The sequence below is a fragment of the Streptomyces sp. NPDC057445 genome (genome assembly GCF_042802855.1).
GTDB lineage: Bacteria > Actinomycetota > Actinomycetes > Streptomycetales > Streptomycetaceae > Streptomyces.
On the sequence record NZ_JBHVDH010000033.1, the window covers coordinates 17,872 to 41,836 of the forward strand.

Annotated in this window: 28 protein-coding genes and 6 pseudogenes; 13 read left to right on the forward strand and 21 right to left on the reverse strand. The window is 68.2% G+C overall.

All coding sequences use genetic code 11. The annotated features are described in order from the left end of the window. Positions 1-319: 319 nt before the first annotated feature. From ACFU5O_RS35350 to ACFU5O_RS35360, 3 genes are all read right to left on the reverse strand, one after another. Positions 320-721 (reverse strand): CBS domain-containing protein, encoded by a 402-nt coding sequence (locus ACFU5O_RS35350; RefSeq protein WP_384246680.1) that lies wholly within the window; start codon positions 719-721, stop codon positions 320-322. 46 nt (positions 722-767) lie between these two features. Next, positions 768-2,261 (reverse strand): DEAD/DEAH box helicase, encoded by a 1,494-nt coding sequence (locus tag ACFU5O_RS35355; RefSeq protein ID WP_384246682.1) that lies wholly within the window; start codon positions 2,259-2,261, stop codon positions 768-770. A 332-nt stretch (positions 2,262-2,593) separates the two neighbouring features. Continuing rightward, a complete protein-coding gene (locus tag ACFU5O_RS35360) occupies positions 2,594-2,797 on the reverse strand; it encodes a cold-shock protein (RefSeq protein WP_042169227.1) in 204 nt (67 codons plus the stop codon). 1,000 nt (positions 2,798-3,797) lie between these two features. Here ACFU5O_RS35360 and ACFU5O_RS35365 point away from each other — a divergent pair. Next, entirely contained in the window at positions 3,798-3,992 is a 195-nt protein-coding gene (locus ACFU5O_RS35365) for a hypothetical protein (protein ID WP_384246683.1), read from the forward strand. 223 nt (positions 3,993-4,215) lie between these two features. Beyond that, positions 4,216-5,181 (forward strand): YihY/virulence factor BrkB family protein, encoded by a 966-nt coding sequence (locus ACFU5O_RS35370; RefSeq protein WP_384246685.1) that lies wholly within the window; start codon positions 4,216-4,218, stop codon positions 5,179-5,181. A 73-nt stretch (positions 5,182-5,254) separates the two neighbouring features. On the opposite strand, the pseudogene ACFU5O_RS35375 reads toward ACFU5O_RS35370, so the two are convergent. Further along, positions 5,255-5,568, reverse strand: a pseudogene (locus ACFU5O_RS35375) (ribonuclease BN); the annotation flags it as partial. Positions 5,569-5,676: 108 nt separating this feature from the next. Here ACFU5O_RS35375 and ACFU5O_RS35380 point away from each other — a divergent pair. Then, positions 5,677-6,213, forward strand: coding sequence for a hypothetical protein (locus tag ACFU5O_RS35380; RefSeq protein ID WP_384246686.1), 537 nt, complete (start codon positions 5,677-5,679; stop codon positions 6,211-6,213). Here ACFU5O_RS35380 and ACFU5O_RS35385 read toward each other — a convergent pair. The 4 genes from ACFU5O_RS35385 to ACFU5O_RS35400 form a co-directional block, all read right to left on the reverse strand. Beyond that, positions 6,170-6,721: an IS5 family transposase gene (locus ACFU5O_RS35385; RefSeq protein WP_384246687.1), complete on the reverse strand. Its 552-nt coding sequence runs from the start codon at positions 6,719-6,721 to the stop codon at positions 6,170-6,172. The genes ACFU5O_RS35380 and ACFU5O_RS35385 overlap by 44 nt on opposite strands. After that, the gene (locus ACFU5O_RS35390; protein WP_384246689.1) at positions 6,664-6,960 is read right to left on the reverse strand and encodes a transposase; all 297 of its coding nucleotides are present in this window, start codon (positions 6,958-6,960) and stop codon (positions 6,664-6,666) included. Before ACFU5O_RS35390 ends, ACFU5O_RS35385 begins: the two co-directional genes overlap by 58 nt. Positions 6,961-7,225: 265 nt before the next feature. After that, positions 7,226-7,729, reverse strand: a complete 504-nt coding sequence (locus ACFU5O_RS35395; protein WP_351592323.1) for an N-acetyltransferase — start codon at positions 7,727-7,729, stop codon at positions 7,226-7,228. Then, positions 7,710-8,411 carry a hypothetical protein gene (locus tag ACFU5O_RS35400; RefSeq protein ID WP_384246690.1) on the reverse strand — a complete coding sequence of 234 codons (702 nt, stop codon included), beginning with the start codon at positions 8,409-8,411 and terminating at the stop codon, positions 7,710-7,712. Before ACFU5O_RS35400 ends, ACFU5O_RS35395 begins: the two co-directional genes overlap by 20 nt. Before the next feature lie 194 nt (positions 8,412-8,605). Between ACFU5O_RS35400 and ACFU5O_RS35405 the strand changes: the two genes are divergently transcribed. Then, positions 8,606-8,848, forward strand: a complete 243-nt coding sequence (locus ACFU5O_RS35405; protein ID WP_384246691.1) for a hypothetical protein — start codon at positions 8,606-8,608, stop codon at positions 8,846-8,848. A gap of 424 nt (positions 8,849-9,272) precedes the next feature. Then, the gene (locus ACFU5O_RS35410; protein WP_384246721.1) at positions 9,273-9,452 is read left to right on the forward strand and encodes a DUF6480 family protein; all 180 of its coding nucleotides are present in this window, start codon (positions 9,273-9,275) and stop codon (positions 9,450-9,452) included. A gap of 284 nt (positions 9,453-9,736) precedes the next feature. Here the strand turns inward: ACFU5O_RS35410 and ACFU5O_RS35415 are convergent. Both ACFU5O_RS35415 and ACFU5O_RS35420 read right to left on the reverse strand, forming a co-directional pair. Next, positions 9,737-9,916, reverse strand: a pseudogene (locus ACFU5O_RS35415) (transposase); the annotation flags it as partial. A gap of 122 nt (positions 9,917-10,038) precedes the next feature. Continuing rightward, positions 10,039-10,302: pseudogene (locus ACFU5O_RS35420) on the reverse strand (photosystem reaction center subunit H); the annotation flags it as partial. Positions 10,303-10,465: 163 nt separating this feature from the next. Here ACFU5O_RS35420 and ACFU5O_RS35425 point away from each other — a divergent pair. Then, positions 10,466-11,539, forward strand: a complete 1,074-nt coding sequence (locus ACFU5O_RS35425) for a YihY/virulence factor BrkB family protein (protein ID WP_384246722.1) — start codon at positions 10,466-10,468, stop codon at positions 11,537-11,539. Between the two features lie 400 nt (positions 11,540-11,939). On the opposite strand, the pseudogene ACFU5O_RS35430 reads toward ACFU5O_RS35425, so the two are convergent. Next, a pseudogene (locus tag ACFU5O_RS35430) lies at positions 11,940-12,356 on the reverse strand (chaplin); the annotation flags it as partial. Positions 12,357-12,993: 637 nt separating this feature from the next. On the opposite strand from ACFU5O_RS35430, the gene ACFU5O_RS35435 reads away from it, so the two are divergent. Continuing rightward, complete coding sequence (locus ACFU5O_RS35435) at positions 12,994-14,538, forward strand: hypothetical protein (RefSeq protein ID WP_384246692.1); 1,545 nt, start codon at positions 12,994-12,996, stop codon at positions 14,536-14,538. 284 nt (positions 14,539-14,822) lie between these two features. Here the strand turns inward: ACFU5O_RS35435 and ACFU5O_RS35440 are convergent, their stop codons facing one another. The 6 genes from ACFU5O_RS35440 to ACFU5O_RS35465 all read right to left on the reverse strand — a co-directional run bounded on the left by ACFU5O_RS35440 (position 14,823) and on the right by ACFU5O_RS35465 (position 19,156). Then, the gene (locus ACFU5O_RS35440; protein WP_384246694.1) at positions 14,823-15,206 is read right to left on the reverse strand and encodes a hypothetical protein; all 384 of its coding nucleotides are present in this window, start codon (positions 15,204-15,206) and stop codon (positions 14,823-14,825) included. 26 nt (positions 15,207-15,232) lie between these two features. Then, positions 15,233-15,583, reverse strand: a complete 351-nt coding sequence (locus ACFU5O_RS35445; protein WP_384246695.1) for a PRC-barrel domain-containing protein — start codon at positions 15,581-15,583, stop codon at positions 15,233-15,235. Between the two features lie 92 nt (positions 15,584-15,675). Further along, positions 15,676-16,002, reverse strand: coding sequence for a plasmid stabilization protein (locus tag ACFU5O_RS35450; protein WP_384246696.1), 327 nt, complete (start codon positions 16,000-16,002; stop codon positions 15,676-15,678). 226 nt (positions 16,003-16,228) lie between these two features. Further along, positions 16,229-16,606 carry an STAS domain-containing protein gene (locus ACFU5O_RS35455; RefSeq protein WP_384246698.1) on the reverse strand — a complete coding sequence of 126 codons (378 nt, stop codon included), beginning with the start codon at positions 16,604-16,606 and terminating at the stop codon, positions 16,229-16,231. Positions 16,607-16,891: 285 nt separating this feature from the next. Further along, positions 16,892-17,533: a carbonic anhydrase gene (locus ACFU5O_RS35460; RefSeq protein ID WP_384246699.1), complete on the reverse strand. Its 642-nt coding sequence runs from the start codon at positions 17,531-17,533 to the stop codon at positions 16,892-16,894. A gap of 927 nt (positions 17,534-18,460) precedes the next feature. Then, the gene (locus ACFU5O_RS35465) at positions 18,461-19,156 is read right to left on the reverse strand and encodes a type III effector protein (protein WP_384246701.1); all 696 of its coding nucleotides are present in this window, start codon (positions 19,154-19,156) and stop codon (positions 18,461-18,463) included. Positions 19,157-19,284: 128 nt separating this feature from the next. Here ACFU5O_RS35465 and ACFU5O_RS35470 point away from each other — a divergent pair, with 128 nt between their 5' ends. The 3 genes and pseudogenes from ACFU5O_RS35470 (at position 19,285) to ACFU5O_RS35480 (ending at position 20,749) form a co-directional block, all read left to right on the forward strand. Further along, positions 19,285-19,719, forward strand: coding sequence for an Hsp20/alpha crystallin family protein (locus tag ACFU5O_RS35470; RefSeq protein ID WP_384246702.1), 435 nt, complete (start codon positions 19,285-19,287; stop codon positions 19,717-19,719). 87 nt (positions 19,720-19,806) lie between these two features. Further along, the gene (locus tag ACFU5O_RS35475) at positions 19,807-20,202 is read left to right on the forward strand and encodes a DUF2267 domain-containing protein (RefSeq protein ID WP_384246703.1); all 396 of its coding nucleotides are present in this window, start codon (positions 19,807-19,809) and stop codon (positions 20,200-20,202) included. A 112-nt stretch (positions 20,203-20,314) separates the two neighbouring features. Next, positions 20,315-20,749, forward strand: a pseudogene (locus ACFU5O_RS35480) (DUF2267 domain-containing protein). A 199-nt stretch (positions 20,750-20,948) separates the two neighbouring features. Here ACFU5O_RS35480 and ACFU5O_RS35485 read toward each other — a convergent pair. The 3 genes from ACFU5O_RS35485 to ACFU5O_RS35495 all read right to left on the reverse strand — a co-directional run bounded on the left by ACFU5O_RS35485 (position 20,949) and on the right by ACFU5O_RS35495 (position 22,001). Then, the gene (locus tag ACFU5O_RS35485; RefSeq protein ID WP_384246705.1) at positions 20,949-21,137 is read right to left on the reverse strand and encodes a DUF6381 family protein; all 189 of its coding nucleotides are present in this window, start codon (positions 21,135-21,137) and stop codon (positions 20,949-20,951) included. 140 nt (positions 21,138-21,277) lie between these two features. Continuing rightward, positions 21,278-21,844, reverse strand: coding sequence for a class I SAM-dependent methyltransferase (locus ACFU5O_RS35490; RefSeq protein ID WP_384246723.1), 567 nt, complete (start codon positions 21,842-21,844; stop codon positions 21,278-21,280). A 4-nt stretch (positions 21,845-21,848) separates the two neighbouring features. Continuing rightward, a complete protein-coding gene (locus tag ACFU5O_RS35495) occupies positions 21,849-22,001 on the reverse strand; it encodes a hypothetical protein (protein ID WP_384246706.1) in 153 nt (50 codons plus the stop codon). Between the two features lie 329 nt (positions 22,002-22,330). Here ACFU5O_RS35495 and ACFU5O_RS35500 point away from each other — a divergent pair, with 329 nt between their 5' ends. The 3 genes and pseudogenes from ACFU5O_RS35500 (at position 22,331) to ACFU5O_RS35510 (ending at position 23,340) form a co-directional block, all read left to right on the forward strand. Further along, complete coding sequence (locus tag ACFU5O_RS35500; RefSeq protein WP_384246708.1) at positions 22,331-22,552, forward strand: hypothetical protein; 222 nt, start codon at positions 22,331-22,333, stop codon at positions 22,550-22,552. Positions 22,553-22,607: 55 nt separating this feature from the next. Next, positions 22,608-23,150 (forward strand): annotated as a pseudogene (locus ACFU5O_RS35505) (DUF3987 domain-containing protein); the annotation flags it as partial. Between the two features lie 46 nt (positions 23,151-23,196). Then, positions 23,197-23,340 (forward strand): DUF3987 domain-containing protein, encoded by a 144-nt coding sequence (locus ACFU5O_RS35510; RefSeq protein ID WP_384246725.1) that lies wholly within the window; start codon positions 23,197-23,199, stop codon positions 23,338-23,340. Positions 23,341-23,475: 135 nt separating this feature from the next. On the opposite strand, the gene ACFU5O_RS35515 is transcribed toward ACFU5O_RS35510, so the two are convergent. Beyond that, positions 23,476-23,952, reverse strand: a complete 477-nt coding sequence (locus ACFU5O_RS35515) for an SPW repeat protein (protein ID WP_384246709.1) — start codon at positions 23,950-23,952, stop codon at positions 23,476-23,478. Positions 23,953-23,965: the final 13 nt, after the last annotated feature.

Below are 23,965 nucleotides of genomic sequence, written 5' to 3' on the forward strand. Positions count from 1 at the left end.
ACAAAACCCCCCCCCCCCCCCACGGGGGGGGGGGCCTGTCAACCCCCGGCGCCCCCCCCCGCCCCCCCCCCGCCCCGCCCCACACTGCTGCTGTTCAGGTGTCGGCTCGTGCCTGTTCCCCGGTCAGTCGGATACGGGGGTGCCGCGAACCGTTGAAGCTCGCTGGAGCGAGCTGAGGATGCGTACGGCTGCGGCCTTGGGGAGAGTGCGGCAGGTGAGGCCGAGCTGAGTCATGGCCCGGAAACTTCGGCGGCGCTGGAGTCACGGCGGTCCTGGCGGAGGGAGCAGGGGGAGAACGGTCCGGTCAGGGGGAGACGGTTCAGCGGGAAAGGGCGAGGATGCCCAGGGCACTGTCCTGCTCGTCGACCGGCAGGGCACCGAGCCGGCGGGAGCGCGTGGCGTGCTCGGCTTCGGCCATGGTGGTCACGGGTGAGGTGAAAGATCCGTGGTCGCCCAGGATGTCGCGCAGGCGGATGCGGTCCATGTACGCGGAGCTGTCGCGGACGGCGGCGAGTTCGGTCTGGGTGACCAGTGCGGTGCACTGGCCGTCCTGGTCGCAGATGACCAGTCGGCCCGTGCCGGCTGCGGCCATGACGGCCAGCGCCACTTCGACGCTCATGTCGTCACAGACCTGCGGTCCGGCAGCGTCCACGACCTCAACCACCGTCCTGTGCCCGGGATTGGCGCTCGCCGGGTGGGGCTTCATCTGAACCAGCGTCAAAAGGTGCCTCCTGCAGAGATGGGTCAACTTCCTGATCACGAGGGTTCTAGGCCGCCGCGTCGAGGACGGGCCGGCGTACGGGGGCGCGCCGGGTCGCCGAAGAGGGGCGGCGTCGGCCTCGGGAGGAGGTGCTGCGCCTGGGGCGTTCGACCACCGGTGCGGTGATGACGACCGGGATGCCGGACGGGGCCTGTGCGCCTGTGATCCGGCTCAGGGCTTCGTCGCCCGATCGGATCTGGGTGGTCTGCGGCCGGATTCCGGCGTCCGACATGAGGCGGACCATGCCGCGGCGCTGGTGCGGTGTGACGAGGGTGACGACGCTGCCGGACTCGCCGGCGCGGGCGGTACGGCCACCGCGGTGGAGGTAGTCCTTGTGGTCGGTCGGCGGATCGACGTTGACGACGAGGTCGAGGTTGTCGACGTGGATGCCGCGCGCCGCGACATTGGTCGCCACCAGCACACTGACGTGCCCCGTCTTGAACTGCGCCAGCGTGCGGGTGCGCTGAGGCTGGGACTTGCCGCCGTGCAGCGCGGCGGCCCGTACCCCGCTGTTGAGCAGGTCCTGGGTCAGCCGGTCGACGGCGTGCTTGGTGTCCAGGAACATGATCACGCGGCCGTCGCGGGCGGCGATCTCCGTCGTGGCGGCGTGTTTGTCGGCGCCGTGGACGTGCAGGACGTGGTGCTCCATCGTGGTGACCGCACCGGCCGACGGGTCGACCGAATGTACGACGGGGTCAGTCAGGTAGCGGCGCACGAGCAGGTCGACGTTACGGTCCAAGGTGGCGGAGAACAGCATCCGCTGCCCCTCCGGACGCACCTGGTCGAGCAGCGCGGTGACCTGCGGCATGAACCCCATGTCAGCCATCTGGTCGGCCTCGTCCAGCACCGTGATGCCCACCTGGTTCAGCCGGCAGTCGCCACGGTCGATGAGGTCCTTGAGCCGGCCCGGGGTCGCGACAACGACCTCGGCCCCACGTCGCAGCGCGCCGGCCTGACGGCCGATCGACATCCCGCCCACCACCGTGGCCAGCCGCAGCCTGACAGATCGGGCGTACGGCGTGAGCGCGTCCGTCACCTGCTGCGCCAGCTCACGCGTCGGTACGAGGATCAGCCCTAGCGGCTGCCGGGGCTCAGCACGCTGTCCAGCGGTGCGGGCGAGCAGGGCGAGGCCGAAGGCGAGGGTCTTGCCGGAACCGGTGCGCCCGCGGCCCAGGACGTCACGGCCCGCCAGGGAGTTCGGCAGCGTCGCGCCCTGGATCGGGAACGGTGCTGTCACGCCCTGCTTGCCGAGTTCGGCCAGTAGCTGATCGGGCATGTCGAGATCGGCGAAGCCCTCAACGGCGGGCAGCGCGGGGGTGATCGTCCTGGGGAGCGCGAACTCACCTTGCACGGCGGCGGGCCGGCGACCGTAACCGCCGGAACGTGCTGGCCCGCCGGAACGGCGCGGTGCCGGCGAGCCGAAGCGGCTTCCGCCCTTTCCTCCGTCGGCACTGCCATTACGGGTGCGGGCGGAGCGGTCGTTATTGCGTGTGCGGTTCATGCGGAACCTTCCTTGATGTGGCACATACCAAGGAATTCCCGCAGCGATGAGCATGGAGAATTACAAGTATGGACCGATGGTAAAAAAGCACATCTGGCCGGCGGAAATACACACGGGCGCAGGTGCTGAAACGGGTGACGTCATGGGGACGCCAAATCAGGGCGTCGGCTGCGGTGTAGCTCTTCAGGATGCGCTTGCATCCCTGGAGGAGGGGCCGCGTGTGGTGAGACTGCGATTCCTCCGCGTCGTCCCGCAGGTTGAACCGCTGCGGGAAATGCGTGCAGCTGGGGCCCGCACCCCGAAGGATGCGGGCCCCAGCTACAAAGTGTGCGTCAGGCCGGAACGATGTTCTCGGCCGTCGGGCCCTTCTGGCCCTGCGCGATGTCGAAGTTTACCTTCTGGCCTTCGAGCAGCTCGCGGAAGCCCTGAGCGGCGATGTTCGAGTAGTGGGCGAACACGTCAGCACCGCCACCGTCCTGCTCGATGAAGCCGAAGCCCTTTTCCGCGTTGAACCACTTCACGGTACCAGTAGCCATGTCATATCTCCTTTGGGGCAGTACATCGGAACCCGCACTGCGCGGACGCCGTGTCGCCGCGATGATTACCCCGCCCGGAAAATGACCGGAAATACAAAAGTGCTCCCACCGGCCAGGAGCCGCGTGGGGGCACTTGAAGTTTTGGGAACCACAACTGCAACTGAGATCGAGAGTAGCACGCCTGGAACGGCCTGCGCACGCTGCATAATTCCAGTTTGCTCATCGCGGCAAAAACTCTCACTACATGATCCGTCAAAGTCTCACCTCACGGGCACAGATATTGAATCACTCGGAGTGCATCCTTTCCGGAAGAGCGGTGTCGCCAACTGCAACCAGGGCGTCAAGGCGTGACGACGTCCGCGGCCGTCCGCAAGATCGCCCTTCAGGAGGCGTCCAGCAGCTCGTAACGGCGTCCTGGGGAGGATCCCGCAGTACAACTACTCCCCCGCTGACCGTCTGAGGGCTGCGTCACGGTGGTTGCCACACCGGGCCGACGAATGGGCCGCCACGTTCGCACGCTCTCTTGAGGACCCGCTCGCCACGCTCGTGCCTGCTCGGCGGTGATGACTTGGGACAGTGATCAACGAGCGTCAGAAATCCACGGAGATTGCCCGTCACTGGCTGGCTGCGGCGATGGCTCAACCTGAAGGCGCAGGTCAGGACACCTCAACGGCCAGGCTGTCCTCTCGACCCGTTGCCCGCCCAGAACAGGTCGGGCAGACAGTTATTCAGACGCAGGCCCTGGGCAAGGTCGGCAACTGCCAGATCGGCGTCAGCGTGCACGCGGCTTCCGATATTGAGGGTTCCCCCCGAGATGCGGAGGAAGCTGACGGCAGGTCAGATGGGTCTCATGAGAGGACCTGTGACCATGAGCGAGATGGTCGTCCTGGCCCCCGTCGTCACAGCGCCGCGCAGCAGGCGCCTCATACGCACCCGACGACCGATCAGAACTCGGCATGGTGGCAGCACACAACGTTGCGTACAGGACGGAAAGTAGGGGGTGACCGCGGACCAGAGACATGAGGACCACGGTGCCGCGCCGAGCATGGTCACGCTGCCGGGCGGTCATGAGATCCGGGCACGGCTTCATGGCCGGCGCCAGACGAAGGACGGCTGGCGATACGAGGTGGGAGTCCTCATATGGCAGGACGCCGCCGATGGCGGTGTGGAACCGGTCGAGCACCGAGCCTGGTGAGCCCGGCACACGCACGCCCCGTCCCTGGTATCTCCTACGAACACGTGCCTACCCGCCGTGCGTCCCAGGCAGGCAGTATTCCGCTGCGCACGAGGGCGACACTTGGACGCCGCGATCGCCCAGCTGCCGCCCTGGGGTAGCCCTGCTTCGGCCCTGGTCCGCTTCGGCTTCCCTCCCGTGAGCTCATTCGTCTCGGTGGGTCGCTCAAGGGTAGGTGTCCATCATGGAATGGTGGACCAGGTTGCCCGGGATCGGGCCGCTGATGCGTACACACGTGTGGCGCGCGTTTGAGCGGCTCGCGAGGGTGCACTGGGCCCGGCTCGCCGCCGCGATCACCTTTACGAGTTTCGTCGCGCTGTTTCCGCTGATCACCGTGGGGGCGACGATCGGCGCCAGGTTGCTGAGCGAGGACGAGCTCGGGAAGCTCCAGGACAAGATTGCGAACCAGGCGCCGGGCCTTTCCGGCCTGCTGGACCTGGACAGCCTCGTCGCGCACGCCGGAGCCGTCGGGCTCATCGCGGGCGCGCTGTTGCTCGTGATCGGTATCAACTGGGTCGGTGGCCTGCGTGGGTGCCTGCGCGCGGTGTGGGAGAAGGAGCAGGATCCGGGCAATCCGATCCTGCTCAGGATCAAGGACGCCGGGGTGCTGGTCGGTCTCGGGGCGGTCGGGTTGGTCGCGATCGGCAGTTCGGTTTTCGCGAACAGTGCGGTGGGCTGGGCCGCCGACAAGGCCGGGATCGAGGGCGGGGCGGGACGGGTGGTGTTGTTCTTCGCCGGCCTGGCTATCGCCGTACTCGTCGACTTCCTGCTGGTGGTCTACCTGCTCACCCGGTTGGCGCGGGTGCATCCCGGTCGGCGTGCGGTCGTGGTCGCGGGTCTGATCGGTGCGGTCGGCTTCGAGCTGCTCAAGTGGTTGCTGACCGGCTATCTGCAGGGCGTCGCGGCGAGGAGCATGTACGGTGCCTTCGCTGTGCCGGTTGCCGTTGTGCTGTGGATCAATCTCATGGCCAGGCTGCTGCTGGTCTGCGCAGCTTGGACAGCGACGGCGGTGCAGCCCAGCGAATCAGCCGAGAGTGGGGGCCCGGATCCGGGGATCAGCCCCGCAGCCGGCGACGCACCACAGCGGGCGGCGCCCGATAGCGGCGCACCAGCACCGCGCCGCACGGCGCCTCCAGCACGCGGCCCGTAACCCGAGCGCGGTCGAAGCCGCAGATCGCGTGCTCCCTCTCCCCAGTCCAGTCAGGGGGCTCCGGGTCCGCATCTCATTCTCGGCGTTTCAATGCGTGTGTCACGCGCGGGATCTCCTCGTGTACCAAACGGCCGACCAGCGCGCCGCCGAAGACGACGACGCCCACGCCGACCAGCCAGGACTGGATGACCAGGACGGTTCCAATAGCCCCGTAAGTGACGGCGTTGGATGCGATCAACGGCGAGAAGACGAGCCCGGGAAAAGACCCGGAGGCCGAGCAGCCCGATCATAGTGGCCAATGGCGCCGGGAAACAGGGCTCGCCAGCGGATCCGCCCGCCGAGCAGCATGCGCTGGGACCACCAGAAGAACAGGACTGCGCTCAGAAGCTGTTGTCTTTCCGGGTGTGATTGGCGTGTTTCCGCTGGTTGCGGATAGGTGCGGTAGACCCGTGGGAGTAGTGGCCTGTCAGGTCGTCGTTCCCCGGGAGGTCTCGAATGCCGTCAGTCGTTGGACTACTGGAACAGCACGAGCTCGTTGCTCGGCGTCGGGTCGATGACCTGCGTGAGGAGGCCGACCGTATTCAGGCCGAGTTGGCCGCAGCCGAGGAGGAATGGCAGGAGTGGGTGATCGCCCGGCGGCGGGTCGATAAGGTTCTGGCTCCGGACAGCGCCGCTGACGCCAGCCCCCGAGCCGCCGCCGGGCCTCGGGAGGCGGACAGGCAGCCGGCGTCCCGTGATGCGGCCAACCCGAAATGGCAGGTGCCGGTGTGGCGTGAGGAGGTCGCCTCTTCGGTGCTGTCGGTCGACTACCAGCGCATCCTTCAAGCCGTCGCGGACCGTGTCCGTCTCGGCCAGGGGCCGCTGACCTGCCAGGAAATGGCCGCAGTGTTCGGCATGGACGTGGTGCCGGCGCGGGTGGAGGCATTGCGGTCGAAGGCGAAACGCCTGGTCGCCCGAGGCTGGCTGGCCAAGCCCGCACCCGGCCGGTTCACCCTCGGCCCCGGTGTGGCCGGGCCAGGCGACGGGTCATGAGGGCGGCCATCGACCAGTAGATCATCGCCTCGGCACTGGCGATACGACGCTCGAAGTCGCGGGCCAGGCGGCGGCTTCGCATCAGGTGTGCGAAGAGACGCTCGACGATCCACCGCTTGGGCAGCACCACGAATCCCTTCATGCTGTCGCTGCGCTTGACGATCACCAGGACCAGGGCGAACGCGGCCAGGCAGTGCTCGATCAGACTGCCGGTGTAGCCGCCGTCGGCCCAGACCAGGGCCAGGCGATGGTGAGCGGCAGCCACCTGTTCCAGCAGGATGTGGGCAGCGGCGCGATCGCCCACATCCGCAGCGGTGACCATCACGCCCAGCAGCAGGCCAAGGGTGTCGACCACGATGTGCCGCTTGCGTCCGTTGACCAGCTTGCCGCCGTCGAAGCCACGGGTGCCGGCGCCGACCACGGCATCCGCCTTGACCGACTGCGAATCAATCACCCCAGCCGTCGGCAGGGCATCGTGCCCTGCCCTCTCCCGGACCTGCCCGCGCACCCGGTCATGGAACTCCGGATCAGGCCGCGATCGCGCCAGCGGCGGAAGAACGCATAGACCCGGTCCCACGGCGGGAAGTCGGCTGGCATCGCCCGCCACTTGATGCCGTTGTCCACGAGATAGCCGATCGCGTCCAGCATCGCCCGGTGGCAGTACGCTTCCGGCTGCCCGCCCTGGCCCTGCATCCAACCCGGCACCGGCAGCAGCGGCCGCACCACCACCCACTCCGCGTCCGTCATGTCGCTCGGAACCGACGCTCTCGCAGGCGATTGTCGGCAGCGTTTCCGAACCGGTGAGCCAGACAGTCACACCCCCGAGTACCCGCGGTGGAGTGCACGGGCATCGGCACGCAAGACTGCGACACTAGGGTCTCCTGATGCTCGGTGATTCGACACCCGCGAGCTGTTCAGGAGGCCCTCCTCGCATGCGCCGAGCACCCGACGACCACCCAATCGAGACGGCCGTTCGAGCACCAAGCCCCCAGAGCATTAAGACAAAAGCTGCTTACGCGTCGGGGTGCTCCGGCAGGGCGAGCCAGTCCGACCAGGAGATCTCTCGGCCGAGGAAGCGCGGCTGCTCGAACGGCCAGTCGGCGGCGATCCACTGCGGCACCAGCTCGTCGAGGGCCTGCTCGACCTTGCTGTCCACCAGCTCGTCCACCACCCACCAGGAGATCTCGCCGTCCGCGCCGGCCCTCTCCGGTGGGTCGATGTAGACGCAGCCGAGCAGAGCTGTCTCCGCCGCGTCGAACAGCGCGTAGTTGAAAGACTGGTGTGCGGCGATCTCCTTCTCGTGCCGCAACAGGTCGGCCTGGTCGGCCTCGTAGGTCATGGTGGCTGCGGGCCAGCCCCAGGCTGGGCCGAAGATGGTCCACAGCCGCTCGCGCGAACCCATCACAGCCGGATAGTCGAGCGGGGTGTCCGCCTCCCGGATTGGCCGCAGGTGATGACCACTGCCCGGCAGCGGTACCAGGACGGGATGGACGAAGTTATCGGGGAGCCAGCTCATAGCGCCCGACCGTAGCAGCGCGCGGCCGTCCGCTCCCCTGGATTTTCCCCGTATACCGCCAGGTCCTGCTCTCATGCCGGGCAGTGCCCGCGATCACCCGATCGAGACTCCCGTTCGATCGACAGACTCCATGATCGGTATGGCAACGGCTTCTCAGCGACGCGATGGCTCCACCCGCCAGAGGCTCGCGCCGCAGAGTTGTGGTGGCGGAGACGAAGAGGTATCCGGTGAGGACGCAGAGCCACACCACATGCCGCCACCTGGCCCACCAGCGGGCTGGCGGCAGGTCCCAGATCTTCTCGTAGCCGGCCTGCACCGCCGCTGCGAAAGTCAGCCCGAAGGCGGCGAGAGCGGCAATGCCGAACGCGGTCGTGGTCCGCAGTGCCTGGCCGGGCCGGGTGAACAGCTCCTCCACCTGTTCTCTGGAGGCCGTCGACACGCCGAGCCCTTCCCCCAGCCACTGTGCGAACCCATGGCCTTGCTGGGGATCGCCCGAGGAGACAATGATCAGCAGCGGCACCAGCGTGAGGAATCCGAGCGCGGCGAAGCCCAGGGCACGCTGCCCCAACGCCAGATCGCTGCTCCGCCGCCATCCGCGCCCGACTGAGGAATGGCTGATCACGCGGCGCAGACGTCCGAGCAGAGATGAACGGTTCGCGCCAGTGGAAGGCTTCATCGGCATGCCTGTCGACTACCACGGTCGATACCGGCACCGCGTGAGGGCACTACGCCTGGCCAAGTAGCGCTCAAAAAGGCCAGCTACCGCGCAACGTCACAGTTCGTCCGTTCCCGTGGAGCGGGGAGAAATCTCCGGCCGCTGTCGACCGTGCCCAGGTCCTGCGTGCGGAGATCAACGGACTTGTCGCTGCCGAGGCCATGCTGGACCTTGCCCTGTGCTTCCACCATGCCGTGGTCGGCGACGACAACGCGGTGACCGACTCGATCACCCGGCTGCGAGACCTCACCCGCGGCGGTGACCACGCGTACTACGTCGACATCGCCCACTACACGACGAATCGAACCGTGGAAGCATCTTCACCAGCTCCGTGGCTCGACGTGACCAAGCCTTCCGACCCCAATGGCGCGCACTGGCCACCAGGCACCGGGGCCACGCGATGAGGAGGCGCCAGCGCCGATCACGGCCGTTGTACCGGTGAGCTCGCGTATTCAATGGTCACCAGTTCTCCGTGGGGCCCAGCCTGGTGGTGACCGTCAGTGGTTTCGGGGTACCGGGTAAGACCATGTCACCAGCCGCAACTGGCTGTGATCGAACCGCAAAGAATAGCGGTCGGCGACCCGCTGTTCGCGGCGCCGGTGTCTCTGGGGCGACCGGGCTGCATCACGGATTCGGCCAGAGCGCCGCATGGCGCGGATGCGTGCCGCATAGTAGAAGACAACCCGGTTCCGCTGCGGAAGTCGGTCCCGCCTCTGCGGGGCGAAGTCAGCACCGCGGTGGCCGGTCGGGGCCGGGGAGCCGCTGCCTTCGCGCGCCGGGGAGCCGGCGGTGCGGCACTCCCCGAGTCGTGAGCGACGGGAGAGAATGATGACCGATCGACGCATACCCCCGCAGGAGACGCCGCCGTTGGAGGCGTCCATCGCCGAGGCCCACCAGGAACGTCCGGACGGTGGACTCTGGGAGCACCCCGTGATGATCCTTTCATTGATCGTCGCCTGCAGCGTGATCTTCGCAGCACTGTTCATCGGCTGGGCCTTCAGCCTCTGAGAGGTCGTTGAGGAGGGCCGCAAAGACTTCGCGGTGCAGCATGCCCAGGTGTCCAAGGGGCCGGGCGCGCCGCAACTCGCACGTCGCTGCGGACTCCAATTCGGCAGCGGTGCGGAGTGCCTGGACATCGTCGCGATGCCCGGCTGGGCCGTTGGGGAGATGGATGCGCAGGGCAGCGAATTTCTCCCTCACGTCACTGACCTTGTAGGCCGGGTCCAATGCGGTGAGCCGTTCGTGCAGGCGGATCAGGAGCGGGTGCCAGCCGGGCCCGACCGCACGCTGCCGGCCGCGGTGACCAGCACGGCCAGGAGCAGTCCGAGCGTGTCGGTGATGATGCTCCGCTTGCGGCCCACGATCTCTTTGCCCGCGTCGATGCCCTGGCTCGCGGCGGGCACGCTGGTGGACGTCTTGACGCTCTGCGCGTCGATCACACACGCCGACGGGCTCGCGTTCCGCCCTCTTTCTGCCGCACTAATTCCCGCAGGAACCGTCGTGTGCCGGTGGGACCCGCCACCGGGGTCGCCCCGCCTTGTTCCAGCCGGGGCCGGGGCGCCACGGGTCAGGGCAGAAGGACGACCTTGCCGTGGTCCTCGGAGAGGTGTCCCCCGGCGTCGACGTTGGGGGCGTCCTTGACCGTTTCCTTGGCGTAGGGGGCCTCGCAGTGGTCCTCGACCAGGGTGGCCTCACGGATGGGACGAAGGACTCACTGGTGCCGACGGGCAGTCTTGACGCTGACCCATTCCGGCTGGGCGGTGACGTCGTCGAGGATGACATGCCTGGCGTCGCCGATCTTCCCCCTGTCGATGTCCTGGACGGGATGGTCCAGGCCGGTGGGGATCTGCTCCCGCATGTTGGCCCTCCTACTTCCTTTCAGCGGTCACCGCTGCGCGTAGCCAGCAGACCGGGAAGAACACACCCCAAACGCACGCAATCCGCTACTGCAATCAGCGAAACCCGGGGCGGCTGGACGTTCACGGCGCAGCCTTCGTGGTTACCCGTACGGCATGGCACCGATGTGGCAGCGCAAGCGGGACGGACAGCACCAGCAGGAGGGCCGGCACCGGAGTGCGGGTCGTGGGGCGGATCGGGAGTCGGAGGAGGGCCGGCCGGGGCCTGATCCGCAGGTGGAGCGCGATGCGCCGGATGAGCCCACGGATATGCGCAAGCGGTCGTGGGGGGCAGTGCTGAAGCGGACGCTGAAAGAGTTCAAGGACGACGAGCTCGCCGACCGGGCGGCGGCGCTGACCTACTACGGCATCCTGGCGTTGTTCCCCGCCCTGCTGGTGCTGGTCTCCCTACTGGGCATTGCCGGGAAGTCGGCGACGCAGGGCGTCCTGGACAACCTCACCAAGCTCACCCCCGGCGCGGCCCGCGACATCATCACCAACGCGGTGACACAGCTGCAGTCCTCCGGCGGCACCAGCTCCATTCTGGCGATCGTCGGCCTGGTCATGGCCCTGTGGTCGGCATCCGGCTACGTGGCCGCGTTCATCCGCACCTCCAACGCCGTCTACGACATCCCCGAGGGCCGACCGGTCTGGAAGATCACCCCGCTGCGGCTGGTCCTGACGCTGGTGCTGATGATCCTGGCGTGCATCAGCGCCCTGCTCGTGGTGCTTACCGGCCCCCTCGCCCAGCAGATCGGCACCGCCCTGGGCATCGGGGACACCGTGCAGACCGTGTGGTCGATCGCCAAGTGGCCGGTCCTGGTCGTGCTGGTCACCATCATGATCGCGATCCTGTACTGGGCCGCACCCAACGCGCGGGGCCGCGGCTTCAAGTGGGTCACCCCCGGCAGCTTCCTGGCGCTGGTGATCTGGATGATCGCCTCGGCGGCCTTCGCGTTCTACGCGGCGAACTTCGCCTCCTACAACAAGACCTACGGCACCCTCGCCGGGGTGATCATCTTCCTGGTCTGGCTGTGGATCACAAACCTGGCGATCCTGCTCGGCCTGGAGTTCGACGCCGAGATGGCCCGCGAACGCGCGATCATCGGCGGCCATCCCAAGGACGAAGAGCCCTACGTCCAGCCCCGCGACACCCGCAAATGGAGTGATGAGGAACGCAAGGACAGGGGCGAGCGCTGACCCAAGGGGCGGGTGCGTTGGCTGCCGGATGCGGGAAGCAGGTGATCATACGCCTCCTCGATGACGTCCGTCGCCGCGACGGCCAGCTGACCCGCCGGGCCGCCTCATGGGACTCACCCTGGGCACGGCAGGTCCAACCAGCGTCATCACGACCCTCGCCGGCTACGGAAAGACCGTACTGCCCACTAACATCAACGTCTGCGCCGCCAGCATCTGCGTCTGACACCAAACGCAACCACAGACAGCCCGCCCGGGATTCTCCCCCGGGCGGGCTGTCCCGCGCCGAGGGCAGCGCGATCCCAGTCGAAGCGACAGTGACCAAACCGGGTGCTGACTCCCACATCGAACCGGGTCCGTCGTCGACGCCGTGACCGACGACGGACCGGCGCGTATCTCGTCAGGAATTGACGCAGACATTGCCCGCCGACGGGTTCAGCATGCCGATGATGTTGAGGGAGTTACCGCACACGTTGACCGGGACATGGACCGGCACCTGAACGACATTCCCCGAGAGCACTCCCGGCGAGTTCACCGCCACCCCCTGGGCCCATGAGCCTGCCGACGCACTGTCGGTTGATTCCCCGTTGACGCAGACATTGCCCGCTGACGGGTTGAGCATGCCGATGATGTTGAGGGAGTTGCCGCACACGTTGACCGGGACATGGACCGGCACCTGAACGACATTCCCCGACAGTACTCCCGGGGAGTTCGCTGCCACGCCTTCGGCGCCGGCGTCGGCCGACGCGCACGAGGCACCGCCGATCACTGCCACGCCGACGGCCAGCGCCACCCCTGCGCTTTTGATGAGACGGAACATTCCTACCTCCACAGTGCCTGATCCGCCGACCGCGGCTCTCACGTTCGGCTACAGCCGCAGCTGGGCTGTCACCACTGTTTCGGCACGACAACAAAAGACGATTGCATCAGAAACCGGAATTCCCCTGATCGGACCATCGACGAGATGCCGTCCACAAATCCGCGTTGCAACAACCACTGGAATTCACCGTGTCGTGATGGGGATGCCCTCTCGCGGGCCATCCCGACCGGTTTCCCGGGCACTGGTCACCATCGGGCTGTCCCGTTCGGTTTGCAGCGGGGCAGCCCCCCGCTCACCTCATGAGCTGGAGTTCCCTCCTTCACTCCCTTGCGCACGCCCTTGAAGCCGGTGGGGATCAGGCAGACGGTTCAGTCCTGGCTCTCGGACGAGTAGGGGTGAGATCCATTGCCCAGCGGTGTCGTGAAGTGGTTCGACCTGACCGTTGACCAGTCCCCGGGAACCGGTCGGGATAGCCGCGTCGGACTGATCAGCCAACGGCGCGATCTGCCGTCGTGGCAGAGCTTTCCGCGCTCCACCGGAACGCCGACTGGTCCAAGTCGAGAAGAGTGGTTCGACTTCACTTTGGACGCCGCAGTGCGCCGGGCGGACAACATCCACCGTCTCCCCGGATAGCAGGATGACGGAGGTCACGGCGAGCGAGCTGGATGAGCGGGTGGTGGGGCGCAGGTGGACGGTGCGCTTGGACGCCGCCGGTCGTGGCAGCACGGCAGTACGCGTCTCGTGCAGCCGTCCCTCCTGTGGCGAACAGCGTCTGCCGTCCGCGGCCGCCGGCCGCGCGGCCGCGGTCGCCCACCTCAAGGCCCACCTGCGGGCGATCTCCGGGCCTCGGACGGAGGCGTACTGCGCGTGCAGGGTCGAGAGTTGCCGCACGCACATCCGTCCCACCGACCGGCACGAGCGTGCACAGCCTTGGCGGTGCGGCGGAGCCGTCGTCCTGGCCGTGGTCACCGACCGGGAAGGGCGCTGGTGGCAGGCCATGGAGTGCTGTTCATGCTGCGCGGCCGCGATCCCCGGCGCGAAGACCGTCAATACCACCCCGGCAGCGTCCGGCCCGACGGCCGACGGCGTCCCAGTCGCTGCTGCCTGCCCGTCGACCGCTCCTGCTGGCGCTCCGCAATTCTCCGACCGCCCCTCGCCCGCGGTCGGCACACGGGAGGTGCCGGCGCCTCGCTCCGCGCCGACGAGGCGCCGCCATTCGTACGGGAAGATCGCGCAGCGCGTCATTCCCTACGACCTGCGACCCGTTGTCCTGCGCGACGAACTCGTCGAACTCGGCGATCTCTTCCGCGCCTACCAACAGCGCACCGAACCCGACCTCGCCCTCCTCTCAGAACTCCACGAGCGCAAAGCCCGCGCCTTCACCACCTGGGCCGATATCATCTGCGACACGCGCCTACGGCTGGACGCCCAACGCGCACAGCAGGCCGCTGCCGCCGCCCGCCTTCAGCACCAGCAGCGCACCGGCAGTGCGGACAGCGAGGGTCCAGCAGTTACCCGGCTGCTGACCGTGCCAAAGCAGTGGGAGCACACACGGGCTGTCCTGGCGCACGTGGCTGACCACACCCCGCTGCCCGGCCCGGAGGCACGGCTGCTGGTGCTGATGCTGACCCTGCGCACCGCGCATACCGGCACCGGCAACCTCGTCGGGCAGGACCTGACCGCGCTCGGCCTGACCGACCCGGAGGACCTGGTCGAGCAGCTGACCGGCCGCGGCTGGCTGAGCATCCCCGGCACCGCCGGCGACCTGCTCGCCTCCCGGCCGGAGAACCCCACCCCTGTTACTGTCCCGTCCCTGGCCCCCCGCGGAGATGGCTCGGGCCCGTTCACGTTCGGCAAGAAGATGCGCCCCAAGCTCAGCGGATGGGCCCAGAAAATCGTCTCGGACAAGAAGCTCCGCAAGCCGAAAGCCACCGCATCCACCCGGCTGCTCGCCCTGACGCTGACCACCCAGACCAGCGCCGACGGGCGACTCGGCCCCGGCGGCCAGGGCCTCGCCCTGGAGTCTCTCACCGCATGGTGCCCCATGGGCCCCGGCGAGCTGCAGCACCAGGTGGACCAGCTGACCGCAGCGGACTGGATCACCGGAGCCGCCGTCACCGACACTCGCCTCACCGGCCGGCTGACCGAACGCGTCCTCCCCCTCACCTGCCCCCTTCCCTAGCCAACCATGCTCGGTGCGCTGGGCACGCTGGCGTGCAACGAAGGTCGGCGACAACTGCATCGCACATGGCGCAGCGCTCACCGTTCGACCACCTGATCCCGGACTCGCAGTCGAAGTGCCCGCGACCCGGGTCACGGAACTCCCGTAGGGAGGCACCCTTATGACCCGAGCCATCGTCACAGGAGTGCACGGATCCCCCGAGCACTGGCCGCTGCGGACTGGGCAGCCCGGAGCCGCTCTCCGCGGGCTGCCCCTACTCATTCACTCTCGTGGCTGACGGGGGTTCACTGGGCGAACGGCTTCCCGCGTCGGGCGGTCCAGAGGGCGGCTCGTGGAATCTGGTCCTGCGTCAGGCCGGTCTCGGTAGCGAGCGCGTAGAGGCTGAGGCCCTGGGGGTGAGCGGCCAGCACGCGGTCGATTTTCCCGGCCCACAGTTCCGCTTCAACATAGGGGCGATCGCTCGTCCGCTTGATCAGCTCGGCCAAGTGCTCCGGCGAGCAGGCCACCACGATGCGGTCACCGTCCAGGGCGCAATCGTGAGGGGGGATGAACGACGAGTCCCGAACCCGGGTGCACATGCCTTCGTCGACGAGAAATGCTTCGCAGAGCTCGCACCAGTTGATCACGCAGTCGACGCCAGCCCGGTCGCCGTTCCTCGCACTGCTCACGGGTGGGGTCTCCTCGACCGGTCGGGTCAGCTGTAGAAGGGGCGGTAGTAGTCGGCGACGTTCTCGAGGTAGGTGCTGTCGCCGCGGTGTCGTTCCGGGTCGTACTCGGGCGCGTCCTTGATCTCGTCCCTCGTCCGGTTGACGAGGATTTTCCTCTCGTGGCGGTCCACACGCACGAGGGTTCCCGCGGGCAGCAGGACCTGTCTGCCGAAGATCCACGGTCCGGTGTCGACGACCACGTAGGTGGAGCCGATCTCCTCGGTGGCCTGATGCACCGTGCCGATCTCGCCGTCGGTCGCCTCAACCGTGTAGCCGGTCAGGTCCATCCCGGGTGTGTGGTGGGACTCCGGGTGGTAGCTCCACATGTCGAACGTCATGCGCCCTCACTAGGGTCCAATCACCGAGCGACCACCGGGGCTGTGCGCCAGAGTTTGCCTGGCGCTGCGCCCGATGGTGGCGCCAAGGAGGATCAGCGGCCGAGGGCTTTGCGTAGCTCTTGCTTGTTCATCGAGGACCGGCCCTCGATGTTCTTCTTCTTGGCCTCCTCGTACAGCTGATCCCTGGTGGGTCCCTGCGCTCCGGAGTGCGAGCGTTGCCCGCCCCGCTGGGAGGCGGACTTCGGATCGCGGGTGGAGGTCTTGCTCGCGGACCTGGCCTCCCCTGACCGTGCCCTCTCCTTGTTGACCGTGCGGGCGGCCATCTCCTTCGCACGCCCCTCGGACATGCCACGCTCTTCCGCGCTCTCCTTGATGTGCTCGTACTGCCGCTCTCGCTTCTTACTCGATCCCGCAGGCATGACTCACTCCTTCCGGACCAAGGCTGCTCAAGACTGCGCCAGCCAGCGCTTCGCCCGTCAGCCCATTCACACTTCACACCGGCTGACCGCTGCTCGCGACTTGAAAGGGCTCCCTCTAGGTCCGCGGCGGTGACTGTCCGGCGACGGGGCGCCCTTTGCGACGAAGGGCTGGTCCGTTTCCAGCAGGCGAGGTTGGCACGTCATGATGGCGAGGGGCGTGCAAGGGTCAACGAGTGAGCTGTTCCCGGCAGCCGATCAGATCCAACACCTGCCCGACTGGTGTGCTGCAGTCGATGACGCGTAGAGTCCCGCCTGTCTGGCTGCTCGCTTCCTTGCAGGCCAGCAGCGTTCTCACCCCGGTGGAGTCCATGAAGGCGACGGGCGCGAGATCGAGTTCGACGCACTGATCATGAAGCGGCAGCAGGGCAACGATCAGGGTCGGCGAGCTGTCGACATCGAGTTCCCCGCGCACGCGGACCAGAGCGGGCTGTTTGCCGCTCAGGACCTCCACTTGTAGATCCACATTCACCACCGCCTGGTTGTCGTCGGCCTCAGCCAGTCGCCGACCGATCCCGAGAGCCCTGCCCCACCCTGTTTCCTTCATGCCTCGCCCTCATGAGGCGGGGCAGCCGGGGGGCTTAACCCTGGAGCACGGCGCCAGCCTGAGTCAGCGACAGGCAGATAGGTCGCGACGAACGCGAGCACAACAGCGACAACCGGTCCGCCGGTCACGAAGTAGCGGGTCGGAGCCCGCTGCCGTAATAACGGCAGCCGGCTGGGCAGGCGGCGGTAGGTGGCGAGTATCCGTGAACCCGGCGGGTTCCTCCTCCGCGTATGCGGGGGTCCTGCGACCGCGGCAAATCGCGTTGAGCAGCCACGGGCGGGGCGGTCAGGACGCGGCGGGGACCGCCGCATCGAGGCCGCGGGAGGCGACGAGCTGTGCGCTGCCGTCGGCCAGGCGGTAGCACAGGCCCACCACGGCGGCCTGTCCGGCGGCGACCTTCTCAGCGAGTACCCGGGAGCGGTCCAGCAGCAGGTCGACGGTGTGCCTAATGTGCTCAGCGAGGATCTCCTCGGGCTCAACCTGTCCGGCGGCCCGTGCTGCCAGCACGCTGGGGGTCACCCGCTCGACGACGTCCCGGATGTATCCGGCCGGTGTCATGCCGTTCTCCAGGGCGGCGCACGCCGCGCCTACCGCGCCGCACGAGTCGTGGCCGAGGACCACGACCAGCGGGCAGGCCAGCACGTCCACGCCGTACTCGATGCTGCCCAGCACCTCCGGGCCCATGACGTTGCCTGCGGTGCGCACCACGAACAGGTCGCCCAGGCCGCGATCGAAAATGATCTCGGCAGCCAACCGGGAGTCGGAGCACCCGAACAGCACGGCGAAGGGCTGCTGGGACGGTGCGATCTCGGCGCGGCGGGTGGCGTCCTGGTTGGGGTGCTCGGGAGCGCCGGCGACGAAGCGCTGGTTTCCGGCCAGCAGCAGCTCGAAGGCGTCGCGGGGCGTCGAGGTCTTGATCTCGGTCATGTCCGCAGCCTAGGACCCGGCACTAGCCGTCGCACCGCCTGGCCCCGCCGGAACTCGCCGGATCGGGCCACGCTGACGGCCTTGTCATCACCCCCAGGCGCCGGGCGAGGGCGGCCTCGATGCGGAACCTCAGCGCGCGGCGCTGCTGCCCCGCCCCGTACGGCCACTGGTCCACAACCCTCCGTTCGTCGTCCACACCCGCCCAACGAGCCAGGCGTTGCCCGCGCTGTCGGCCGAACGAGGGCGGACCGCCCGGGATCACTCGCCGTCCCCTCCCTTCCGGGCCTCCGCCAGCAGCTTCGCCACGACGTCCTTCGTGCCGTCCTCGGTCTACTCAGCGAGCGCGTCGACAGAGCTGGAGGTAGGCGGCGGTCAGGTCACTGATGTGGGACGGGGTGGGCGGCGCGTCAGCACACACAATCTTCGGGGAACTGGCGCCGCGGCACCCGGCAGACAAAAGGGCGTTCTGGGAGGCGGGTGTCACAGCGCCCCGCCCTCGGAAGCATCGGAAGCATCGGTCTCACGCGACCGGCCGCCGCCATCCTGCGGCGGGAGGGTGTGCTCGTAGGCGCGGGACTGCAGGCGGTAGGCGTCTCGGAACGCGCCGTCCCGGCGACAGGGTCCATGAGCTCCTCGAAAATGCCGGACTCGGCGGCACGGCCCTTGTCCAGACGCAAATGAGGTCGGCGTCCCGGACCGAGTGCAGCAGGCGCGTGATCAGGATGATTGTCTGCCCCTGGCCGGCGAGGCTGCGAATCTGGGTCGAACACGCGCTGCTCCACGTTCTTGGCTTCGTCAGGCGCGCGGTGGCGCCCCGAAGGCGCGTGCGCGAGTCCCGGCGACCCGACCGCGACAGCAAATAGCGCCACGGCGGTGGCTGCCGGGCGGGACGCGGATCAAGGTGGCCCTCCTGCCCACCGGCCATGCTCAAAGCCCCGGTGGCATCCGAGCCCCTCGGCGCTGGTCGCCGCGGTCTCGGCGGAGCCGGTCGGTGTGGCGGGCGACATCATCGACGCGCGCCGCGAGGTCGGGGTGGTCGGACGCCAGATACGCGTGCGTAACCGTCAGGGGGCCGACGAGGGCGGCAGCGTCGTTGTCGGCGAGGGCGGCGGTGAGCCCGACGAGAGGGGTGCGGGCGGCGGCGGGGAGGTCGGTGAGCGCGGTGATCTGGCCGGCGAGCTGGCGCAGGTCCGCGGAATTCGCGCGGGCCCAGGCGGTGACGGTGCGGTCGGCGGCGCGGCGGTCGCGGGTGGCCTGTACTCGCTGCTCGCCCGTGGATCCCGGGTTCCCGGGGCGTACGCGCAGGTAGCGGCGTTCGGCGGCCTGGCGGCTGGAGACGCCGAGAGGCTGGGCGAGGTCGGCCCAGCTGGCGCCCGCCTCCCGGGCCTCTTCGATCAGGCCCGGTTCCCACTCGGCGAGCTGATCGCGCACTTCGCGGAGCAGCAGGAGCGTGGCGAGTGCCTGCTCCGAGCTGGCCTGGGCGGGCTCGCGGTGTTCTTCGTCCCGCGGTGCGTGGGCGGTGCGCAGGGCCTCGTGGATCGTGTTCAGCGCCGCGGCGGCGGAGAGGAAGGACGTGGGGGTGAGACCGCGGGCGTGGGGGGTGGGCTGATCGTCAACAGTCATGGAGCCTCCAGCCCGCTTTGTCGTCGTGTCGACGACGGTCTACTTGTCATCGCTTAGGTGACATGTTACAACGATGGCAGGTGAACCGCATTGGCAACAAAGTGCCTGAACACTGGAGGTGTTTCCCCATGTTGATGCGCACCGACCCGTTCCGTGAGCTTGATCGACTCACCCAGCAGCTGCTGAACACGACCGGCACCTGGTCGCGGCCGTCGGCGATGCCGATGGACGCCTACCGCGAGGGCGAGGAGTACGTGATCGCCCTCGACCTGCCCGGCGTCTCCGCGGAGGCGATTGACATCGACGTCGAGCGGAACATGCTGACCGTCAAGGCCGAGCGGCGGCCCGTCACCAAGGCGGACGACGTGCAGATGGAGCTCTCCGAGCGGCCTCTGGGAGTCTTCTCCCGCCAGGTCGTGTTGGCCGACACCCTGGACACCGAGCACATCAAGGCGGACTACGACGCGGGAGTGTTGACCCTGCGTATCCCGATCGCCGAGCGCGCCAAGCCCCGCAGGATCGCCATCGGCGGCGGCTCCGCGCACAAGGAGATCAGCGGCTGAGTTTCCTCCCAGCCACGCCGGAGACGGGGAGACGGCCTCCCTGCGGCCGCCCCCGTCCTCCGCTCGCCGCCACGCAAGGGAGCAGCGATGGCCATGCGATGGAAGGCGTTCCTGGACCAGGTCAAGGAACGCGGCGACTACGACACCACCGAGGAAGCCGAGCGGGCGGCCCGCACGGTGCTGGCGCTCCTGGGCGCGCACTTGGTGGGCGAGGTACGGGCGGAACTGGCGGCCCGGCTGCCGGACGAACTGGCACTCATCCTGCTCAATCCGCTCCAGGCGCACGAGCCGCTCTCCCCCGAGCGGTTCGTACGGGCCACCGCGGCATGGATCGAGGGAGCCACTGAACAGACCGCGGCTTGGGACGTGGGCGCTGTGCTCAGTGTGGCCTCGGACGCCGCGGGCGAAGAGCTCACCGGCCGGGTCCTGTTCCAGCTCCCGGCGGGCTACGACCTGCTGTTCGGCCATCCCCAGGGCGTATAGCCCAGAGGCAGCGACAACCGTTCCCCTGACCGAGCGACATCGGTGGCCGGCGGGCGAGCCCCCGACCACTGCCTCGCGATCACCTCAGACGAGAAAAGCAACCGCTTCACCGATGATTCACCAGCAGGAGTTGTGCCGGTCCGCCTTGGGCATGACGTTCGAGCAGATGCTGGAAAGAGTGCGGTACGAAGGCGCGTACCCCACCCGCGCATAGGCCGAGGAGTCCGTGCGCGCTGTGCTGGCCGCCCTCGGGCGCCAGCTCACGGGCGATGAGCGCGTGGAGCTCGCGGCCAGGCTGCCGCACGAGGCCGCTGTCACCTTCACATCCGAGATCCCCGCCACCGAACCCCTCACCGGCTGGGGCTTCGTCAAGGAGCTGGCGTCCCGCACCGGCGGCACGACGGCCACCACCCGCGGGGACACCGGTACCGTCCTTCGCATCGTGGCCCAGCTCGCCGGCGAGGAGCTCCTCAGCCGTATGCTCGCGCAACTCCCCTCCGGCTTCGCCCTGCTGTTCGGCCGCGCCGAACTCACCCAGGCGGCCTGACGCGCGGGGAGGCGGTGCACGCCAATCCGGCTGAATGCGCCCCTACTTTGCGGGGCCGTGCGAGATGGCCCCCTGTTAACTCAATCACCCTGTACGGCAGTCCGGCCCAAGAAGGCCTGTGAAGAGCGTGGGCAGGCACTGAACCTGCGCCGACGGCTCTCGGTGCACTTTCCGAGAACCGTCGGCCGCCCCAGGATGGTCACATGGGGCCGATGTCGTCTCCGCCTGCGTTGCCTCGCCGCTCCAACTGCTCGCGGAGCTCGCGAGCCTTCTGCTTGAGACGCTCACGCTCCTGCGGGTCCTGGGCACGCTCGGCGGCCTGCTCCATCTCCTCGGCCTTCTGACGCATCTGCTGGCCAGGTCCTCGGGACTCACCTGAAACGCTCATGATCACTCCTTTGTGACGGGCGAGAGAGGGCCCCATCAGCGAAGCACTCGCTACGGCGCACCGCACGTCGGACCGGACCGGACGGCCAGGGCCGGGGCGGTGGCGCACAGATGGTGGGAAGCGCACAGAACTGGACTCGCTCAGACGCGCTCGAAGGTCATCCGGAGGACGCCGATACGGCGTTCGCGCTGGAACCGCAGTGCGGTCCGCTGTTCCCTGATGATGTCGGACACCGCTTGAGTGCCGATGAGGTCGGCGCCTCGGGTGCGGTTGGCCTCCAGCCGTTCCAGCCAGGCTTGGATCGTGCGGGCGCCGTCGTCTGGGTCACGGCGCATGCCGGCGAGTGCGAACTGACCCTGGGCGGCCTGTGCGATCTCCGCCCGGGTGGGCAGGAACATCTCCGGGAAGACCTTGCGCGACGCGTGCAGGCCCTCGCGAATATTTTGTGCGCCCCCGCGGGCGGCCTGCGCCCACAGGCGGGCACGGACTCGGCCGTTGGAGTGTTCGGGGCCGGCCAGTTCCTCCGGTGGCAGCAGCATGGCGGCGATCCAGCCGCGGTCATGCCAGGTGTTCGCCTGCAGGGCCAGCCGGCCGCCGGGCCTGAGCCATGTGTGGCACCGTTCGAAGAACTCGCGGTAGCGGGCCACTCTCCTGGCGCGGGAGACGGTGTTTCCGGCGAAATGCTCGATGGCCTCGATGGCGATGATCGCGTCATACGGGGCGTCGGGCTGGTGGTCGTACCAGTTCTCCGCGCGCGCCTCGCATCCCGGCCAGTGCCGGCCGCGGACCCACGCGGGCCTGTCCGGGGCTCATCGTGATACCCACCGCATGTTCGACCTGATGGGTTTCCACCAGTCGGCGCATGAGGCTACCCCACCCGCAGCCCACATCCAGGACACGACGCGCACCGACGGCATTGGCGGCGTACGCGTGGTAGTCGAGCTTGGGCCGAGGCCGTCTGCGGGCAGTGCGAGGCCGCAGTCGTTGCCCATCCCGACGCGTCCGCAGGCCCCTGTTGTTGAGGTTGCGGGGCTGCGCTGTTGGTAGCACCCCAGCCAGGACCTGGGCCGCCCCGCCTGGTGGGCAAACGGGTGCTCCATGGCCTGCTGTCGGTCACCGCGTCGCTGCGGTGGGGAACGGATGCGGATGCCGGAGTCAGCCGGCACAACGCAACGATAGAGAGGAACCGCGCGATGGAGACATCTGAGTTGGAGAGCAAAGTTCAAAGCCTTGAGACGGCTTTCGCGGCGCAGGAGGCCGCCATGGTCGGGGCGCAGGCGACCCAAGCAGCGACGCAGGCAGGGATGACCACTACTTTTGCCGCTACGCAGAGCGGCACGTGGGCCGTGATGGCTACCGGAAGCGCCGCACTAGTGGTGGGAATCTTCCTCGGCATGGCCATCGCCAAGCACTGACGGTCGACCCCGTCCACCGGGAGCAACCGTCAGGTTGCACCGCCCCCGTCGGCTAGTGGCGGGGGCGGTTCACGACGCCGAATGCCTGATCGTCGTCCCGCCCAAGCCCCGGCTCACCGCCTCCGGTGACGTCACCCCGGAGACGCTGATCAAGCTGGCCACCCACGGCCGCATCGGTGTGCTCCCCCCAGAAGGCGACCTCTTCGACATCATCGGGGGCCGCTACAGAAAGCACCTCAACCTCGAGGTGTTCCTGCAGGGCCACAAGAGAGAGCGCCTGCAGACCGAGTGCACCACCCGCGACGCCGACCTCAGCGAGAAGCCCGCCCTCACCATCGGCATTACCCTGCAGCCACCCGTCCTGATGGACCTCGCCCAGACTCCAGGCGCCCGTGGTCGAGGCCAACTGGCCCGTTTCCTCTTCTCCCTCCCGCCTCAGCATCGCTACCGCAAGGTGGTCGTGCCTCCAGTCCCGGAGAAGACCGCCAGCACTTACGAATCCCGGCTCACCGCGCTGGTCCACACCTTGACCGGCCTCCCCGAAGCGGTCACCATCAAGTGCTCGCTCACAGCAGACCTGTCGGTCATCAAGCTCCAGAAAGACATCGAGCCCAAGCTCCGCCCCCGACAACGCCCTGGCCCACATCGACGACTGGGCAGGCAAGTACGTCGGTGCCGTCTCCCGCGTCGCCGGTCTACTCCACCTTGGCGACCACGTCGCTGGCCGCTGGGGCCAGCCCATCGCGGCCGCGACGATTGAGCGCGCCATCGCCATCGGCGAGTACTGAGGGGGCCCTGGCGGCACGCTCAATCCGCGGTCACAGGACACTCACCTGAGAGTGGCGCGGATGGACCCTAACCTGCCTGCGGATCGGCCAGGCCCTGGCGTGCACGAGCCTGCCCCGTCCACGCCTCGATGTCTCTCAGCGGATCTCGGCGCCCCGTGTCCCCGTCTCGTGGGCGCTCCGGTCGGCGCCGGTGGTGGCGGCAGCGAGCGCCAGCATCAGGGCGATGAGGCCCACGATGACGTTGTTGACGATGGTCCTCGTGGTGGAAACATCTCCTGCGACGACCCAAGGTGCGATGACGGTCCAGACCCCGATCGCCGCCGCAGCCCAAGCCATTGCGTGGGTGCGTTCGTAGGCGTGCCCCATGCCTCCGAGAAGTGCGGCGAAGGCGATGCCGGTGATGAGGTTGTTGACGGCCAAAGTGGAGAAGCCGTTGAAGCCGGCGATCCAGGGTGAGGCGGCCAGATAGATGCCCGTGATCAGGGACATCGCTTCGATTGCCTGGGCCCGGCTGGTGGTGACCGCTCGCTCCGAGTGACGACGCATTTCCATGATGTCCGGGTGCTGCTCGATGTCGTGCCGCGTATAGGCCACAGAGATCATCTCCTCCATCGGTGGGGCCTTA

Bases quoted from the DNA above. Each gene is read 5' to 3' on its own strand.
- ACFU5O_RS35400 (WP_384246690.1), bottom strand. From the start codon at position 8,411: ATGCCGATGAAGCCTTCCACTGGCGCGAACCGTTCATCTCTGCTCGGA.
- ACFU5O_RS35455 (WP_384246698.1), bottom strand. From the start codon at position 16,606: ATGAAGGAAACAGGGTGGGGCAGGGCTCTCGGGATCGGTCGGCGACTG.
- ACFU5O_RS35410 (WP_384246721.1), top strand. From the start codon at position 9,273: ATGACCGATCGACGCATACCCCCGCAGGAGACGCCGCCGTTGGAGGCG.
- ACFU5O_RS35515 (WP_384246709.1), bottom strand. From the start codon at position 23,952: ATGGAGGAGATGATCTCTGTGGCCTATACGCGGCACGACATCGAGCAG.
- ACFU5O_RS35460 (WP_384246699.1), bottom strand. From the start codon at position 17,533: ATGACCGAGATCAAGACCTCGACGCCCCGCGACGCCTTCGAGCTGCTG.
- ACFU5O_RS35465 (WP_384246701.1), bottom strand. From the start codon at position 19,156: ATGACTGTTGACGATCAGCCCACCCCCCACGCCCGCGGTCTCACCCCC.
- ACFU5O_RS35370 (WP_384246685.1), top strand. From the start codon at position 4,216: ATGGAATGGTGGACCAGGTTGCCCGGGATCGGGCCGCTGATGCGTACA.
- ACFU5O_RS35395 (WP_351592323.1), bottom strand. From the start codon at position 7,729: ATGAGCTGGCTCCCCGATAACTTCGTCCATCCCGTCCTGGTACCGCTG.
- ACFU5O_RS35485 (WP_384246705.1), bottom strand. From the start codon at position 21,137: ATGAGCGTTTCAGGTGAGTCCCGAGGACCTGGCCAGCAGATGCGTCAG.
- ACFU5O_RS35405 (WP_384246691.1), top strand. From the start codon at position 8,606: ATGCTGGACCTTGCCCTGTGCTTCCACCATGCCGTGGTCGGCGACGAC.
- ACFU5O_RS35390 (WP_384246689.1), bottom strand. From the start codon at position 6,960: ATGACGGACGCGGAGTGGGTGGTGGTGCGGCCGCTGCTGCCGGTGCCG.
- ACFU5O_RS35360 (WP_042169227.1), bottom strand. From the start codon at position 2,797: ATGGCTACTGGTACCGTGAAGTGGTTCAACGCGGAAAAGGGCTTCGGC.
- ACFU5O_RS35500 (WP_384246708.1), top strand. From the start codon at position 22,331: ATGGAGACATCTGAGTTGGAGAGCAAAGTTCAAAGCCTTGAGACGGCT.
- ACFU5O_RS35380 (WP_384246686.1), top strand. From the start codon at position 5,677: ATGCCGTCAGTCGTTGGACTACTGGAACAGCACGAGCTCGTTGCTCGG.
- ACFU5O_RS35450 (WP_384246696.1), bottom strand. From the start codon at position 16,002: ATGCCTGCGGGATCGAGTAAGAAGCGAGAGCGGCAGTACGAGCACATC.
- ACFU5O_RS35470 (WP_384246702.1), top strand. From the start codon at position 19,285: ATGTTGATGCGCACCGACCCGTTCCGTGAGCTTGATCGACTCACCCAG.
- ACFU5O_RS35355 (WP_384246682.1), bottom strand. From the start codon at position 2,261: ATGAACCGCACACGCAATAACGACCGCTCCGCCCGCACCCGTAATGGC.
- ACFU5O_RS35475 (WP_384246703.1), top strand. From the start codon at position 19,807: ATGGCCATGCGATGGAAGGCGTTCCTGGACCAGGTCAAGGAACGCGGC.
- ACFU5O_RS35425 (WP_384246722.1), top strand. From the start codon at position 10,466: ATGTGGCAGCGCAAGCGGGACGGACAGCACCAGCAGGAGGGCCGGCAC.
- ACFU5O_RS35435 (WP_384246692.1), top strand. From the start codon at position 12,994: ATGACGGAGGTCACGGCGAGCGAGCTGGATGAGCGGGTGGTGGGGCGC.
- ACFU5O_RS35495 (WP_384246706.1), bottom strand. From the start codon at position 22,001: ATGCGCCGACTGGTGGAAACCCATCAGGTCGAACATGCGGTGGGTATC.
- ACFU5O_RS35445 (WP_384246695.1), bottom strand. From the start codon at position 15,583: ATGACGTTCGACATGTGGAGCTACCACCCGGAGTCCCACCACACACCC.